This is a genomic window from Paenibacillus sp. AGC31, assembly GCF_057334655.1.
Window position 1 is genome coordinate 88,188 of the sequence record NZ_JBHFJH010000049.1, and the last position, 16,306, is coordinate 104,493.

General features: G+C 46.0%; 12 protein-coding genes. 1 reads left to right on the plus strand and 11 read right to left on the minus strand.

Features of this window, described 5'->3' with window-relative positions; genetic code table 11:
• Positions 1-18: 18 nt before the first annotated feature.
• The 9 genes from ACE04G_RS28950 to ACE04G_RS28990 all read right to left on the minus strand — a co-directional run bounded on the left by ACE04G_RS28950 (position 19) and on the right by ACE04G_RS28990 (position 13,609).
• Positions 19-1,704 (minus strand): type 2 periplasmic-binding domain-containing protein, encoded by a 1,686-nt coding sequence (locus tag ACE04G_RS28950; RefSeq protein ID WP_221823458.1) that lies wholly within the window; start codon positions 1,702-1,704, stop codon positions 19-21.
• A 123-nt stretch (positions 1,705-1,827) separates the two neighbouring features.
• The gene (locus ACE04G_RS28955; protein ID WP_449003877.1) at positions 1,828-3,456 is read right to left on the minus strand and encodes a response regulator transcription factor; all 1,629 of its coding nucleotides are present in this window, start codon (positions 3,454-3,456) and stop codon (positions 1,828-1,830) included.
• Positions 3,457-3,529: 73 nt separating this feature from the next.
• Positions 3,530-5,284 carry a sensor histidine kinase gene (locus ACE04G_RS28960; RefSeq protein ID WP_339307827.1) on the minus strand — a complete coding sequence of 585 codons (1,755 nt, stop codon included), beginning with the start codon at positions 5,282-5,284 and terminating at the stop codon, positions 3,530-3,532.
• Positions 5,285-5,581: 297 nt separating this feature from the next.
• Positions 5,582-6,280: a hypothetical protein gene (locus ACE04G_RS28965; protein ID WP_221823452.1), complete on the minus strand. Its 699-nt coding sequence runs from the start codon at positions 6,278-6,280 to the stop codon at positions 5,582-5,584.
• Between the two features lie 180 nt (positions 6,281-6,460).
• A complete protein-coding gene (locus tag ACE04G_RS28970) occupies positions 6,461-7,990 on the minus strand; it encodes an ABC transporter substrate-binding protein (RefSeq protein ID WP_221823450.1) in 1,530 nt (509 codons plus the stop codon).
• 133 nt (positions 7,991-8,123) lie between these two features.
• On the minus strand, positions 8,124-9,032 hold the full coding sequence (locus tag ACE04G_RS28975; protein ID WP_017689303.1) for a carbohydrate ABC transporter permease: 909 nt from the start codon (positions 9,030-9,032) through the stop codon (positions 8,124-8,126).
• Positions 9,033-9,049: 17 nt separating this feature from the next.
• Positions 9,050-10,036 (minus strand): ABC transporter permease, encoded by a 987-nt coding sequence (locus ACE04G_RS28980; protein WP_221823448.1) that lies wholly within the window; start codon positions 10,034-10,036, stop codon positions 9,050-9,052.
• A 185-nt stretch (positions 10,037-10,221) separates the two neighbouring features.
• A complete protein-coding gene (locus tag ACE04G_RS28985) occupies positions 10,222-11,835 on the minus strand; it encodes a response regulator transcription factor (RefSeq protein ID WP_221823446.1) in 1,614 nt (537 codons plus the stop codon).
• Positions 11,810-13,609 carry a sensor histidine kinase gene (locus tag ACE04G_RS28990; protein WP_221823444.1) on the minus strand — a complete coding sequence of 600 codons (1,800 nt, stop codon included), beginning with the start codon at positions 13,607-13,609 and terminating at the stop codon, positions 11,810-11,812. Before ACE04G_RS28990 ends, ACE04G_RS28985 begins: the two co-directional genes overlap by 26 nt.
• A gap of 397 nt (positions 13,610-14,006) precedes the next feature.
• Between ACE04G_RS28990 and ACE04G_RS28995 the strand changes: the two genes are divergently transcribed.
• Complete coding sequence (locus ACE04G_RS28995; protein WP_339307824.1) at positions 14,007-15,449, plus strand: hypothetical protein; 1,443 nt, start codon at positions 14,007-14,009, stop codon at positions 15,447-15,449.
• 21 nt (positions 15,450-15,470) lie between these two features.
• Here ACE04G_RS28995 and ACE04G_RS29000 read toward each other — a convergent pair whose 3' ends face one another.
• Together ACE04G_RS29000 and ACE04G_RS29005 are read right to left on the minus strand one after the other, a co-directional pair.
• Positions 15,471-16,052, minus strand: coding sequence for a DUF4269 domain-containing protein (locus ACE04G_RS29000; RefSeq protein WP_221823440.1), 582 nt, complete (start codon positions 16,050-16,052; stop codon positions 15,471-15,473).
• Positions 16,053-16,072: 20 nt separating this feature from the next.
• Positions 16,073-16,279 carry a YwbE family protein gene (locus ACE04G_RS29005; RefSeq protein ID WP_449003879.1) on the minus strand — a complete coding sequence of 69 codons (207 nt, stop codon included), beginning with the start codon at positions 16,277-16,279 and terminating at the stop codon, positions 16,073-16,075.
• Positions 16,280-16,306: the final 27 nt, after the last annotated feature.

Here is a 16,306-nt window from a genome sequence, read left to right on the forward strand (position 1 = left end):
TCTGGGCGCTGCTTGTAACTATTTTTTCACACTGTCATACCATTCGTTAACCTCTTGCGTGATTTGGTCGCCGCCACCCGATTTCCACGTTTGTACAAAGGTATCAAACGCATCAACCGGATTTTTGCCATAGATAATTTCGTTAAATGCCTGATTCTCGATTTTGTTCAGATAGTCAAGCTTGGATTTCATCGTCTTTGTTGTCGGACCTGTGAACATGTTTTTGAAGGAAATTTCTTCTTGGCTAAGCAAGACTTTCGCTGCTGCTGGAGTTTCTTTACCGTAGTTGACAGCAACATCTTTCTCAAGCTTGGTTTCAGGCTCTTTGCCATTGGCCAAATTCATCAGAGCTTTCATCTGTGCATCTGGAATACGAGCACCGTCACGAACAAGCAAATAACGTACAACGTTAACATATCCGCCTTCGATCTCGTCAATCGGCATTTGTTTTCCATTTGCATCTAATTGATAGTCATAGCCTGCAAACAGACCATTGTCATAAGGGCTACCTGGTGCCGGGTCTGCATAATTGTCGAACAGGTAGTTCTGGTACGTAAAGAATGCTTCTGGGTGCGCCATGTCTTTTTTGATCAACGTAACACCATTAACGAACTGTGTCCCGTGACGCATCGCTTTGCCTTCAGGACCAGACGGAATTTCAATCGGTTTCCACACGGCACTCGGTACATTTTTCACTGTATCGAGAAGTGGCCATCCACTCATCCAGTAAGGTCCTGGAATAATACCGGCAGTTCCTGCAACTGCTGGCTCTGCTGTTTTGTTCTCATCCCATAGAGCTGCTTCCTGCGGGATATATCCTTTTTTGAGCCATTCGCTCAATTTGGTCAGACCTTGTTTCATACCCGGATTGATGGAGCCATACTCCAGCTTGCCGTCTTCCCCCAGATTCCATTGGAACGGCAATGTTCCATATGCTCCGAAGATCCATGATGGGTCTCCCATCCATGTATTCATGGAAGTTTTGAAGCCAATGCTGAGCGGAGTGACTTTATCAGGAGCCAAGCCGTCAGGGTTATTATTTTTGAATGCTTCCATAACAACTTCTAATTCATCAATTGTTTTTGGCGCTTTCAGATTTAGCTTGTCCAGCCAATCCTGACGAATCCACAATAGATAATCATTGTTGTAGGCATAGTCCAGAACAGGGATACCCATTCTTTTGCCATCACGACTATATTGGTTCCATACGTTTGGATCTTGTTCAATTGCTTTTTTCCATGTATCCGAAGCATACTTATCGAACAGTGGCCCTACTTCTTGATACATTCCAGAATCAATCAGATCCTGAGCAAGCAGATTATCACCCACGTTTACAATATCAGGCATTTCCTGTCCTGATGACATCGCAAGACGAAGCTTGGTTGCAAATGCTCCGTTTGTGTCTGTTACTGACCACAACGATTTGATTTCAATACCGAATTGATCTTTGGCCCACTTGGTTGCCACGTTATTTTCCATGGATTCGCCATTTTTGAATTTCAGCTCTGGATCGATTCCCCAGGCTGTTGTAATCGTAACTGGCGGATCGTATTTCTCTTTGTATTCGTTTTCAGTTCCTGTTGTGTTTGAAGCTGCATTATCTCCGCCTCCACTGCCTCCTGAACATCCTGCAAGAACGACAGTCAGACACAGCGTTGTAGCGAGAAGCGACAAGAATCTCTTTTTCGTTGATTGCGCTCTCATGTTGTTCCCCCTTAAATCGTTTTGGTTACCCTTTCATTATAGGCTGACCAGGCCTTTGAGCCTATGATACGAAATCAAGATTTCTGCACCTTTGCCAACCTATATTCTGGAATGTTGTTGTAATTATGCCTGATCCCGAAATTCATTGGGTGTCATGCCATAATGCTTTTTGAACATTTTGCTGAAATATTGCGGATTTTGATAGCCAAGTTCACTCGTAATCTCGTATATTTTTTTATTGCTATTCTTAAGCAGATACAGGGCACGTTCCATGCGCATACGAATCATGTAGTCCCCAAGACCTTCCCCAGTCTCTGCCTTGTAAATTTTCGATAGATATACGGGGTGTAAATATACCTTGTCCGCAATCATCTTCACCGACAGATCCTGTCCTGTATCTCTTGTCACCAGCTCCTGAACTTGCTTGATCACATGTCTGCGGCTCTGTACACCTTCCTGATCGGACAACTCTTCCTGAAGCTTCGCCAGCATCTCGGTTGCCCAGCGCCGCAGCTTCTCGGGTGATTGAATCAACTGATGGGCAAGGAGCAGGTCGAATCCCGCATGATCAATCTCATGCACCAGATGCCCCTGTTTATGGGCGATATACATAAATGCATTGGTTACCGACAGATACATCTCATACACATGTTCTCTGGACAATCGTACCTGTTCTGCCGCGTCAAAGACCATGTTCAGCTTACGGGCTGCCGCTTCCCATTGCTTGGTCTCAAGCAATTGCGGAAGTACAGGCGGTTTGTACAGCTCTTCGAGCGCCTGCGTCGCATCATTCTCCGGTCTTTTGCTGAGTGCCTGATCCATGTCCATATATATGATCTTGTGTTCTTCCGGTCCAGAAAGGACAAGCGAACCCAGACTTTTTCGATAAGCTGCTGTCAACTCATTAAAGGGAAATGACGGGGTAACTACCATGGACAGATCTCCCTGTAAATATCGAATGACATGCTCACGGAATGTTTCAGCGGAGATTCTCAACGTCTCCAAGTCCATCTGCGGAGATTCGATCTGATCTTGATTCTGCAAGAACATAACCAGACACTCATGGGGTCCGCGACCAAACCACACGTTAAATTGCTCTCCGAGTACTTCCTCAGCAATATTACCTACCGCAAAATCCATCAGATCCAGAGACTGCTGGTCCATTGATGAGAAACGTCCTGTTAGGCGAATCAGCATCATCACAGCCGATTGTTCCGGATCAATATGAATCTCATACTGTTGCAGTTGTTCCCGAAGTGCCCTCGCCGTGATTTCACGTCCCAGCAGCAGATCATGCATGAGATTTTCCCGTAAAATTTTATAGTCAGACTTCCGGCTGTATAAGAGCCGGTGATATTTATCGAATTCATCCCATTCATCGCGAAGAGACGTGATGGCTGCCGACACGGAACTCATAAATTCATCATCGTTTACGGGTTTCAGGATATAATCCGCTGCCTGCAATTGAATAGCTTTCTTCGCATAAGTAAAATCACTGTGACCGGTCAGCAAGATACAGCGGATATGAGACCAGCGTTTGCTTACCTCTGTAATGAGATCCAATCCCGACATACCAGGCATTCGAATATCGGTAACTACGATGTCTACTGCATTTTCCTCCATAATCTCCAGCGCTTCCTTACCGGATGCGGCACGCAGCACGGTCGTTACCCCAAGTTCTCCCCAGGGGATCGTAAGTTCCAGACTTTCTGTTACGTATGTCTCATCATCTACCAGTAATATATCAATCAAGTGATTCACTCCCTATTTCGTTCATTCTGCCAATAGATTCCATCGTTCATCATACGCTGCACATTCCAAGTGCTTATCCTTCATTCTCCAGAAGAAACTCCTGCTCGGCAGGCCATGACAGCGTAACTCGTAATCCACCAAGTTCCGATTCCGTTATATCAAGCCCTGCCTGCTCCCCATATCGAAGCTGGAGTCTCTGATTCACATTCCACAGGCCACAGCCCATCTCCTGATCCATCGTTCCCCTGAGCTTATTCAGAAGCGCCTCACGTGCCTCCTGCGTCATGCCTTGCCCATCATCTTCTACCACAAGAACCATGACACCACCCTGTTTTTCCCCGGATACTCTTATTTCTCCGGCTTCCGCGTCCGCCTCGATACCGTGAATCACCGCATTCTCCACTAGTGGTTGCACGATGAGTGGCGGTACCTCCTGTCTTAACATCTCATCAGTCAGATCAATCTTGTAATGAATGCGGTCCATACGCATCCGTTGGATCTCCAGATAACAGCTGACAAATTCAATCTCTTCTGTCAACGGTACCACGTCCCGCTCCTGTCTTGTCGTATACCGATAATATCGCGATAGATTATGCGACATCGCTACAACAGCGTCCATACGCTTCAGCTTCGCCATACTTGTGATGAAGGAGAAACAATTGTAGAAAAAGTGCGGGTTAATCTGCGACTGCAGCTGCTTCAACCGGGCTTCACGCACATGAATCTGTTCCAGGTAAACGTGTTCAAACAACTGCTGGATCTGCTCCACCATCAAGTTGAAACGTTCGGACAGAAAACTGAATTCATTGCGGCCTTTTGGCTTAATCCTCACTGAATAATCTTCCTGCTTCAACCGCTGGAACCCGCGAATGAGTTGTTTCACTGGTACCTGTACCTGAACATAGAACAAGTACGCCACACCAAAACTCATTAACAACAAACAAATCATGGAAGAATAGAACAACATATTGGATTGATGAATGGGCTTCAGAATATCTGACAGGGGCATGTAGTCCACCAAATACCAGCCTGTTGTACTGGATTTCACGGTGTTAACCATGTAAGGTTCATTCCCGATCACTACTGTACGATTATCAACGTCCTGAAGTTTATGGGCGGACAGTTCTTCCATCAATTGATTCGTTAATGAATGGTCTGAAGTCCGATTATAGATAACCCCCGACTCTTCTCGGAAATAGAAGGGATCATGCCTGCCATCGTCTTTGAATTTGTCGAGCATATCCCGAATGTTGTCACTATCAAACTCCAGTTTGATAATCGTTTCCGCATTATTAGCTGGGTCTTTAATGCCGTACGGAGATACTGTAATCCAGCTAAACATGAACCGATCTTCTTCCCCATCCTGAATTTTGCGTACATCCCAGCCGGAACTGATATTCTCCCTTAACGCTTGTTTATCGTAAGAACGTGCGTCCCTTTCGGAAACTACCCTGCCTAGCGAAGGGGAGTACAGATATAATTTCGTGGCCCAATTGGATGAGCTTTCCTGAATACTCAGCTTATTCTGAATACGTTTGACCAGGTTGATCGCATCTAGGTCAAAGTAATTACTGTCCGCATAGATTCGGCGGAAGCTGGCAATATCAGGATCATGTATGAGCAGATTTGGCCATGAGGATAACAGTTCGATGTGTGTGTTCACTTGATTTTGGAAAAATTCAAGCTGGTTACTATTCGATCGATTCAACTCGTCTCTGAGAACAGCTGTTGTTTTGTGATTGGAGTACCAGTACAGAAGCACTACAGGAATCAGCATAATCAGAATAAGAATGACCATTTTGGAAAACAGGTTTGTCCGATATGACATCTTTTCATCTCACCTTGTCTAAATTTGTCGTGACATTAATTGTAATGATGTAAGCGCTAAAGACAAACTATTTTTTTGAGACAAACCGATTCATTATCTAGCGTAAGCGTTACCAATTCAAGGGGGAAGGAGATAAAACCAACATTTCTGCACTAATTGCAACTTCCACGCACAAAAAGAGCCAGCGATTAGCCAGCTCTCTCTAATTTCAGTATATGCCTTTGATCTTTCTATTCTACTCAAACCTTATTCCACTTCTGTTTATGTAATTATTCTTTTTTACTATAAAAATATCAACTATGGAATATCATAATCAAATACCGTATTCGCTCCATCCACGCCTACATCCAGCACAATATCCATAAGCTTCCCATTGACGAACAGAGGGGATTCCGCTTTCCCGTAAAACTCCAACTTGCCTGTAAACGTTCCATGGGGTTCAATCTCAACATGTACCGGCCTTAACTGGACAGACTGCAAGGCTTCCAACAGTGGATCGTCCTTAAACTTATAACTGCGTGCGAGATCAGGCAATAACACGGCGGATACGGAATCTCTGCCGTAATTTTTGAGTGTCAGGTCACAGGTGGCTCGGGTCTCACCCGTTTTCAGCACGTTAAAGGTACAAGAGCTTGCATTCTGTACATAGGATACCGCATCAATGCCTGTAGCTCCCCACTTGGCTACATACATGAATTTATCCGTCATGTACGAATAACTGAGAATAATAGCGATAACTACGATCCATAACCCTTTTGCAAGACCGGGGAATGATTTCCCGATTTCTTTGCGTGTAAGGTAGAAGCCGCAGGCGAAAATCCCCAATCCGAGGAAAAGTGTGATATGTACACCACTTAAATAAGACGTAGTATACGGTGATATACCTATTGCTGACAGCATGGTATCCCCAATAGAAAAACCAAGATGATGGTTAAATGTAAAGATGATAGCAAATAGCAATAAAGCCCCTGAGAACACAAGTCTGGTTCTCGACACACGAACACCCCCTAATCAACCACCTTATTATATCATATTTTTCCTATTTATGATTAACAATCCAAATCAAAAAACAACAATAAAAAGAACGTCTTCGGTTGTTCACCGAAAACGTCCTCCATTTTCACCGCTGACAAGAGCTGTAGTAACACAGGTCTCTCTGGCATGGCTGACGATCATTTATTGCTTAGACAAGAATGTATCAAGTTGTTCCTGTTTGGCTGCAATAATTTTATCAATTCCCGCTGCTTTCAATTTCTCCAGATATTTCGGAATCATCTCATTTGGATCAACGGCGCCCGATGTCATACCCGGCTTGAACTGTTTGTTCACGTTGTTGACCGCAGCAATTTCATTTTTGACAGATTGGCTGTTGAACGTAAAGCCCAGTGCTGGCGACTTCACACCTTTGGCGTTAAACTCTTTGAACTTCTCCCATTTCTGGGGATCTTCATTATCCCAGAGGAAGTTCAGGAACTGGTTACCCAGTTGCCATTGTGCACCTGGATTGTAGGTACGACTGTTGGCATCTACGCCATCAGGGAGAGCAATGATATTATCCTGTCCGTCTTTTTTCACATAATGTGTACCTTCAATTCCGAAGTTCAGCAAGTTGTTAATTTCCTTGTCGGAATGCAGCAGGTTAATGACCTGCATCGCTTTCTCCGGTTGCTCGGAAGAACGGGAGATTGCAAGCATCGCTCCAGATGCATCACCCGTCGTGATTGTTGGCTGTGTCATCTCAATCTGAGTGAGCGGGAAACCCACATACCCTTCTTCTTCTTTATCCTTGCCTGGCTTCATGCCATCCGTCCAGAGAAACGCTTTTCCAGCCTTCGCCTGGTCTTTCGGGAACACATTGGACGTAGCAGCATCACTGTTGATATATCCCGCTTGATACCACTTGCGAGCGAGTTCAGCCGCTTCTTTGAATTCAGGGGTCTCCACTTCATTCAGAACGGTTGTTCCTCCTGCTGTTTTGGAGATCACTCCAGGTACGGAGGCATCACCGAGATAATCCCAATCCAGATTCTCCAATAGCCCGTTACCATTGGTATTGGACATATAGAACGGTGTAATGGCTGGCTCGTTTTCCTTGATTGTTTTGAGAAGTGGCTCCAGATCAGCCCATGTCTTAACAGCTGTCAGGTCCAGTTTATACTTGTCAGCCAGATCTTTACGTACCAACACACCACGTGTGGCCGCGAGTTCCTTATTCGTAGGAACGCCGTAATTCACGCCGTCCACCTGAGAACCTTCCAGAAAGGCAGGGTCCAGGTTTTTCTTGATATCCTGACCATGTGCATCAAGCAGATCATTCAACGGCAAGAATGCGCCTTTAGCTACATTCACCGTGTAGTTCTGCCAAGCTGCTGTGAAGATAATGTCTGATTTTTCACCTGAAGAAATCATGAGATTCAGCTTGTTATCCCACTGTCCCCAGTCAATCGCATTGATCTTAAGCGTGGCCCCGATCTTTGGTTCCATCTTTTTGTTGATCTCAGCTTCCACCAGAGCGACATCCTTCTGTGGTGTCCCTGGGTAGAACAGTGTCACTTCATAGGGTTTGCCCCCACCTTCACTTGCTCCTCCGCCTTCTGCGCCAGGTGTTGTTGTTCCACCTTTGTCTGATGAGCAAGCTGCCAGCACCAGGCTCAGCGTCATCACCGTTGCCATCATGCGTGACCATACCTTTAATGATCTAACCAATTGAACCCCTCCTGTCATGTGTTGAACCATACAACCGAATTCCCCAATTCACAATTAAACCGATAACTACTTCTGTATATGCCCTTTCAGTCCATCTTCATTTACCTTGCCCACTCCGCTAACCGGTTCAGAGTTATCCCTTCACAGCGCCAACCGTAAGACCTTTGATGAAATAACGCTGGAAGAACGGATATGCCAGTACAATTGGACCAATACCGACCACAGCCATCGCCATTTGCAGAGTTTTGTTAGGCAGATTCAGCAATCCACCCTGCGACGAAATCTGTGAAGAGACGTTGGAGTTGGTTGTTAAATATTGAATATCGAGCAGCGTCCGGTACATAAGGTACTGAAGGCTGATCGTCCGGTTATCTGATATAAAAATCATGCTAAGGTACCAGTCATTCCAGTAATTCAATGTACTGAACAACGCGACGGTTGCCATTACGGGAAGAGAGAGCGGAAGCACGATACGTGCAAACGTTCTCAATTCTCCCGCACCATCAATCCGAGCCGATTCCAGAATGGACACCGGAATGGAGTTCGCGAAGAATGTACGCATGACCAGTACAAAGAATGGGGATAGCAGTAGCGGCATAATGAGTGCCAGTAGGGAGTTTTTCAGATCCAATACGTTGACATAGACCAGGTACCAAGGTACCAGACCCCCATTGAACAACATTGTGAAGAAGATGAAAAAGGCGAACCAGCCCCGGTAAGGCAGATCTCTCCGTGAGAGCGGATACGCATATAATGCGGTCAACGCAACACTTGTAATGGTTCCTACAACGGTAACAATAAAGGATATACCATACGAGTGAATGATCTGATCCATATCTCTGAACAGAAACTCATAAGCCGTCAGGCTGAATTTTTCTGGAATAAGCTTATATCCATTGGCAATTACTGTTGTCTCGTCCGAAAATGAGATGGCGAAGACAAGCAGGATCGGCACGATACAGGCAATGGCATAGAATAGAAACATCGCATGAATAACGGATGCGGAACGCTTCGATACGGCTAGTGGATCACGTGATTTCACAGCTGACTTGCCTCCTCTCAAAATAATGCATTATCTTTATCAATTCGCCTTACGATGGTATTGGATACAAGAACCAGCACAAATCCAACGATTGCCTGATATAGACCGGCTGCTGATGACATCCCGATATCTCCACCGATAAGGAACGTACGATATACGTAGGTATCCAGTACATTCGTTACAGGGAACAGCGCTCCCGATTCCAATGGAACCTGATAGAACAGACTGAAGTCTGCATAGAATATACGACCAATTTGCAATAACGTCATAATGACGATTAATGGCACGAGAAACGGAATGGTAATGAAGCGTATCTGATGCCATTTGGTTGCTCCATCGAGCACAGCTGCTTCATAATATTCTTCATCGATACCCACGACAGCTGCCAGATAAATGACAGCATAATATCCAATATTCTTCCATGTGTTCACCAGTGGCAAAATATACGGCCAATACTTCGGCTCTGAATACCAATCGATCGGCTGACCGCCAAACATCTGCAGAACCGTTGAGTTCATGAAGCCTGAATCCTTGCCCAGAAAAGCCAGTACCAGATAACTGACCACAATCATGGACAGGAAATACGGCAATAACATAAGTGATTGATATAACTTGGACATTGCCTTGTTCTTCACTTCATTGAGCAGAATAGCAAGCCCGACACCTACTAAGAGATTTAGTGCAATAAACACCGTGTTATACGCGAGTGTATTTCGGGTAATTTCCCATGCATCACTGGTTGAGAACAAATATTTAAAATTGTCCCATCCACTCCATGGGCTACCCCAAATACCATCAGCATAGTTTACATTTTTGAATGCGATCAGAACGCCGAACATCGGCATATAGTTGTTCACCAGCAGAAACAGGACACCTGGCAAGAACATGAGATACAGCACCTTGAATTTGCCAAGATTGTGCCACACCGACTTGCGCTTTCGGACTGTTTCTCCCGGTATTTCCGATATCCGTACTCCCTTACCCGCCTGGGGATGTGTCTTCATAACTTGTTCTCCCTCACTCCTCTTGAATTCTTCCTCAGGATGAAGCTCCGTTGCGGCTCCTGTGGTTCAAGTATACGGCGGGGCGAGTAAGACCTCTATCTGCTGTGGTGACCTGTTGACTTATCAAATTATGACTTTAGTGCCAAAATAAACAAATCAAAAGGCGCAGCATGCTGCGCCCTGAACTATACGGTACGTGACTGTTTTCGGAACTCCTGTGGCGTTATACCCGTGCACTTTTTGAACATTTTGGTGAAATGCGAGTAATTATAGTACCCCACCTTGCCAGCGATATCCGTCACTTTGACGGTGGACTGGGACAACAATGTCTTCGCTTTGGCTACTCTGCCCTGCAGGATAAACTCAGATAGGGACATCCCCTTCTCTTTCCGAAACAGACGCGATAGATAAGCGGGATTGAATCCGGCAAAAGCTGCAAGCTCCTCTCGCATAAGTTCTTCACCAATATGAGTTTCAATATAAACGCACAACTGATCCACAATGGTCATGGGGCTATGATCGTCCGGGTACAACACCGGGATAACACGATCAATCAGATCAGACGTCCACTGCTTCAACTGCGGCAACGACCTTGTCACCATCCCCTCTTCCGGCTCCCGTTCACCCGGATACAGACTGCGTATGGACACGTTTTTCTGATGAAGCAACGGATAGACCACATGCAGCATGGCATGATAGTAGAGATGCAGCATTTCAGGAGACAAACCCTCCTGGGCAGCAAGCAACTCAAAAATCTCATCCACACGTTCTCGCAAATCCCCTACTTTACCCGTCTCAAAAAGAATAGATAATTCCGAAAACCATGGAATAGGCAAAAAGCGATCTTCCTGATCTCTTCCCCGCTCATCATAGACAAACACTTCTTCAAGCTCCTTAATATTGCGCCGCTCCATATCCATCAGTTCATTTAACATGCCTTGCAGCTCAGTTACAGCAACCGGGGCTCCAACATAACAGGACAACCGGCAGTAGAAATACGTACCACATTCCTGAATATACCCCTGACAACGTTGTGCCACTTCGCTCGCACTCGGAATGATACTGTCTTGCTCGTAAGCAAGGACAATATTTAATCCACTTTGATCCTGAAATACCTCACCGGGCTTGTCGCCAAGCAGCATCTCCTTGGCTGCATTACGAAGGGCATATTCCAATACCTCTTCGTCACGCAAATCAAAGTCACGCACCCATTCCTCTACCGAGATCACAATGGGTAACACACGAGCTTGCGGGTCAATCTCGGCACCATACAATTCTGCGAGCTCTTGTAGCCGTTGTTCGGTTAACGTGATACGCTGAGAGATGGCATCTTTCCAGAAGCGTTCTGTCAGCAGCGGTTTATGGGTTTTCCAGCGTTTGTATACGGTCTCATAAACTTCGTTGGTACGGGTACGCTGCTCTCCATCCTTGATCTTCTCCACCGCCTGGGTTACTACCTTAATCAATTGATCCGCTGGAGCCGGCTTCAACACATAATCAAAGCTGTTTAGCTTAATTGCTGTCTGAGCATAATCGAATAAAGCATGCCCTGTCAGGAAAATGGTCAGTATACCTGGATCATGTTTCAACACCCAACTTTGCAGGTCAAGCCCTGTTTCACCAGGCATCTCGATATCACAGATCATGATATCAATAGCATCTGCCCTTAAAATCTTTCTTGCCTCTTCGGCATCACCAGCACTGTATACCTGGTCAATGCCTGCTGCTTGCCAATCGACTCCTTCAACCATTGCTTGTAATGCATACACTTCATCATCCACGATCAACAGGTTCCGCATAGGCTCCCCCTTCTTCCTCTTCGGTCTGAGCGGGTAAATCAATGATGACTTTGGCGCCATGATCCACCTCATTGCCAAACTGCAAACTGGCTTGATCACCATACTTCACTAATAGCCGATGAGCCACGTTCCATATCCCGATATGCTGTCCATTCGGGTCTTCAGCGTATTGTCCATGTTGCAGACGCCCCAACAATTCCTCATCAAATCCGACGCCGTTGTCCACAATCATCAGTTGAAGCACCGTCCCATCGACCTGACCGGACGACTTCTCATCGAGGCGCGCCACGATCCGAATGACAAAGGCTTGTGTCCGGCGCTGAAATCCATGAATAATGGCATTCTCCACAAAAGGCTGAATGGTTAATGGCGGAATCACATAATGTCCCAGATTCGGTTCAACATCCAGTTCAAAATCGAATCTGCTTGGAAACCTCAGCTTTTGAATTTCTAAGTAATGACGAATGTGCTCCAGCTCTTCATCCAGACGAATAATACGTTTGCCTGCACGCAGACTGAATCGAAAATAATCGGCCAGATGACCCGCCATCTGCTGCACCAACTCATGCTTTTGCAAGGAAGCCAGACTATGAATAATATTGAGTGAATTCAGGTAAAAGTGAGGATTGATCTGCATCTGCAGTTGTTTGAACTCGGCCTCCCGCGTCCGCAGCTGTTCCTCATACACATCAATCTTCAGATGCCTGATTTCACTGGTCATTTGATTGAAACTTCGTGTCATAAATTCAAGCTCAGAGGAAGATGGCGGGTCCAGCTTCACATCGAGATCTCCACGACTCACCCTTCTCATGCCTCGAATTAACGCATTCATCGGGCGGAATAACAGATGCCGCAAAAAGATCAGTGCAGTAACCAGAATTACTGCCGCACCAATGGGGAGCAGACGAATGATCTGCTGGAAAAACGGGAGGTTACGCATCATGTCTTCCTCAGGCAGCAGCACGATATAATTCATCTGGGACATGGCCGAGGCAGTACCCAACATCAAATATTGACGTGCTTCTCCCTTATTCACAACTTCAGAGATCACCTGATACGGATTCTTCAAGCCGGGAAGATGTGCTGCAGCCAGCTGAATCTGTGCAGTATTCAATGTGGAATCCGATAGTGCCCCACCATCTGTTCCAACAATGACTGCACCTCCCCGATCTCCGGATTCAGTGAATTGTTGTGTATGATTCAGTGCATTCATATCGACAAGTGCACCTGCATAGAACTGTTGGTTGATTCGCACCGTTTTCACCAGCGCATTCCACGTCCCGCCACGCACGATGCTCCATTCCGGCTTCTGGATATCCCCTTCCAATTGCTGCATCTGGACTGGCATACTCTCCTGCACAACCGACTTTTTGACATCATAATTGCCTGAAGTGGCGAGCAGAAGATCATCATTCACGGCATCGTATAGAAAAAAAGAATCGATTAGATTATAAAAACCGATATCTGTCATGAATTTGTTCATAATCCGTTGCTTTGCAATGATATAATCACCGCTGCCGTATTTCAGAAAAAACAGAGAGATAATATCCGGGTCCCGCTCGCCCAGACTATATAAATACCGATTCGTCTCCTGTAACACACGTTCATTCTGCTCCACACTCTTGGCGAGATGATTCATATTGGTGAGGGATACTTTGTCACGTACAACTTTCATGGCGTAGACATTGTTATAATAAAGCAGCATGAATAATGGCAGCATGATCAATGTAAGACCCACTATAAATTTAAAACGAAGTGAACGGATTAAACTCATGGATTATGGATTCCCGCCCTCTTAGAGGTAGTTCAAAAAGTCCGCTGTACTGAACCAGACTTTTTGAACACACACTTTATTTCAACATAGTTTTTCTATTTTCTTCCTTATGATGGCATGTTTATTGTAATCACCCCTGCTTGCCATTGTCTATGGGGTCCCGTGACCTTCACATATCAATTCTGGTGACTTTCATCCGCTCCAATTTCAAAAGTAACACGCTCCATGTTGTAATAAATTCTCCAGTTGTAAAATAAATCCTTCATTTATAGCTCAGAAGCTTCTCCCTAAAAATAAATGCTGCGGCAAGCCCCGGACTCCATGAACGCCCGATCTTGACATGCATACGATATATCACTCCTCGGGTTAGTCACCAGGATGTAGGGAGGCCTGTTCGATGAATATTCAACTCACTGCGTTACACTATGTCTATCTGGCATTTATCGTCTTGATCATCGCCGTAATGATCCGGCGCAGGGACACCACGATCATCTGTGTTGCGGGTATTATGACCATTGGACTTCTGGCAACCGAAACCTTAAGCGGGTCAGTTGCTGGGATCTTCAGCAGTTTTATCTATGCAACAAAAGAATTGCTGAGTACGATCTTCATCATCTCGATTATTGTGGCAATGAGCCGTGTTCTGATCAGAACAGGCATTAATGAGGTCATGGTAACACCCGTCACCCGGTTTATCCGTTCTCCTCAGGTCGCGTATTGGGGTATCGGATTGATCATGATGGTAGTATCACTATTTTTCTGGCCATCCCCAGCCGTAGCACTCGTCGGTGCAGTACTGCTTCCTGTAGCCGTGCGTGTAGGTCTTCCTCCGATTGGAGCTGCTATTGCCATGAACCTGTTCGGACATGGGATTGCACTGTCGGGGGATTACATTATTCAGGGGGCTCCCAAACTTACAGCTGATGCGGCGGGTATACCGGTTACTTCCGTCATGACGGCCAGCATACCTCTGGTCATCGTCATGGGAACGGTATCTACACTTACAGCCTTCTGGATGCTGCGCAAAGAGATGAAATCAGGTTCACCTGCTCATTCCCCAAACGTTATATCAGGTACCATGAGCACGGAACCTTCTTCCTCATCAGAGGCTGTGTCTACTTCTCAACCAGGCAATTTGTCTGTTGAACGTCAAGCAATTTCACTCCGTTTGCAAAAAGCATTCGCTCTGCTTATCCCTCTGTTATTCGCAGTTGATGTGATTCTGATGTTTGTATTGAAGTTGCAAGGCGGCGACGCAACAGCTCTGATTGGCGGAACCGCTGTGGTTATATTGATCGCTGTCACCCTTGCCGCACATCGTCATGCCGGACCAGAGGAAACGACCAATTATTTAATAGAAGGATTTCAGTTTGGTTTCAAGGTGTTTGGACCGGTTATTCCTATAGCTGCATTTTTTTATCTGGGAGATGCTGCGATTACGGAGTTGTTCATCACCCCTCTTCCTGAAGGTTCACACGGGATCGTGAATGACCTGGGGGTCGCACTTGCTGGGCTGGTGCCATTAAATGATACGGTGGGCGCCATTACAATGACGGTGACCGGAGCAGTTACTGGAATGGATGGTTCGGGGTTCTCGGGGATATCCCTGGTTGGCTCGATTGCGTCCATGTTTGCAGGATCGGCAGATTCCGCACCTGTGCTGACAGCATTAGGTCAGGTTGCAGCTATATGGGTGGGTGGTGGAACCTTGATTCCATGGGCATTGATTCCTGCTGCTGCAATCTGCGGAGTCAATCCTTTTGAACTTGCAAGACGCAACCTGAAGCCTGTACTGCTGGGACTTACGGTAACAACAATTGTAGCCATCTTTCTAATCTGACCAAAAGTTATGCTAAACCGTTTAAAAAGACGTGCGTGAACGTGCCCAGTTCCAGAGATCTTCTCGCTGCATCTCGGCCAGATGCAGCATGTCCACATATGGATCTCCCTGTAATCCAAGAACAGAAGCAAATGCAGGCTCCGTCTTCCACCCTGCCTGTTTCAGTCTGCGGATCTCACGGTGTCCCGCGTCTCCCCACAGTTGCAACAATCTCCACTCTACGATCATATGTAGGTATGCATTCTGCCTGTTAACTGGCACGGATTGGGCAAAAATCTCCACAGGCCAATGTCCCACTTGCAAATTACAAGTCACATAAGGACGTTGGTCTGGAAGATCCCCACCACGTACACATTGAAATTCAGCAACGGCTCCGATTCGATCGTATATCTCGGCTTCAAACATATCCAGATCCTCTGCATAACACAGCAGATCCAGATCACTGCCCGGAAGATCAATATCAATCGGTACCGTTCCTGCTGGATATGGGTGATAGTCAGCTAATATATCGAGCAATCCACTGCTCTGCAACACATGATAGGCGTCCTGCTGACGTGAATTACCCGAAACCAGATGTGCCATTACTTCTGCGGTAGTACTCATCTCCCCGCCTTGGGCCACAGTTAGTTCGTGCCTCCTGTAATGACCTGTTTCACACGTCCCACTTGACTGCTCGTCAGTCGTACTTTAATTCCGTGTGGATGCGTAGGTGACTTGGTTAACAGATCCTTCACAATGCCACGCGTCAGCTTTCCTGTAGCTTGGTCCTGCTTCAGCACAATGTCCACTTCCAGACCTGGTTTAATATTTACACGTTGTTGTCCATTCATTATGTTCGCTCTCCTCTATGTCGTGAT

Excerpts from the sequence above, each read along its gene's own strand:
- ACE04G_RS28980 (WP_221823448.1), bottom strand. The coding sequence starts at position 10,036 with ATGAAGACACATCCCCAGGCGGGTAAGGGAGTACGGATATCGGAAATA.
- ACE04G_RS28990 (WP_221823444.1), bottom strand. The coding sequence starts at position 13,609 with ATGAGTTTAATCCGTTCACTTCGTTTTAAATTTATAGTGGGTCTTACA.
- ACE04G_RS29000 (WP_221823440.1), bottom strand. The coding sequence starts at position 16,052 with ATGAGTACTACCGCAGAAGTAATGGCACATCTGGTTTCGGGTAATTCA.
- ACE04G_RS28985 (WP_221823446.1), bottom strand. The coding sequence starts at position 11,835 with ATGCGGAACCTGTTGATCGTGGATGATGAAGTGTATGCATTACAAGCA.
- ACE04G_RS28995 (WP_339307824.1), top strand. The coding sequence starts at position 14,007 with ATGAATATTCAACTCACTGCGTTACACTATGTCTATCTGGCATTTATC.
- ACE04G_RS28960 (WP_339307827.1), bottom strand. The coding sequence starts at position 5,284 with ATGTCATATCGGACAAACCTGTTTTCCAAAATGGTCATTCTTATTCTG.
- ACE04G_RS29005 (WP_449003879.1), bottom strand. The coding sequence starts at position 16,279 with ATGAATGGACAACAACGTGTAAATATTAAACCAGGTCTGGAAGTGGAC.
- ACE04G_RS28950 (WP_221823458.1), bottom strand. The coding sequence starts at position 1,704 with ATGAGAGCGCAATCAACGAAAAAGAGATTCTTGTCGCTTCTCGCTACA.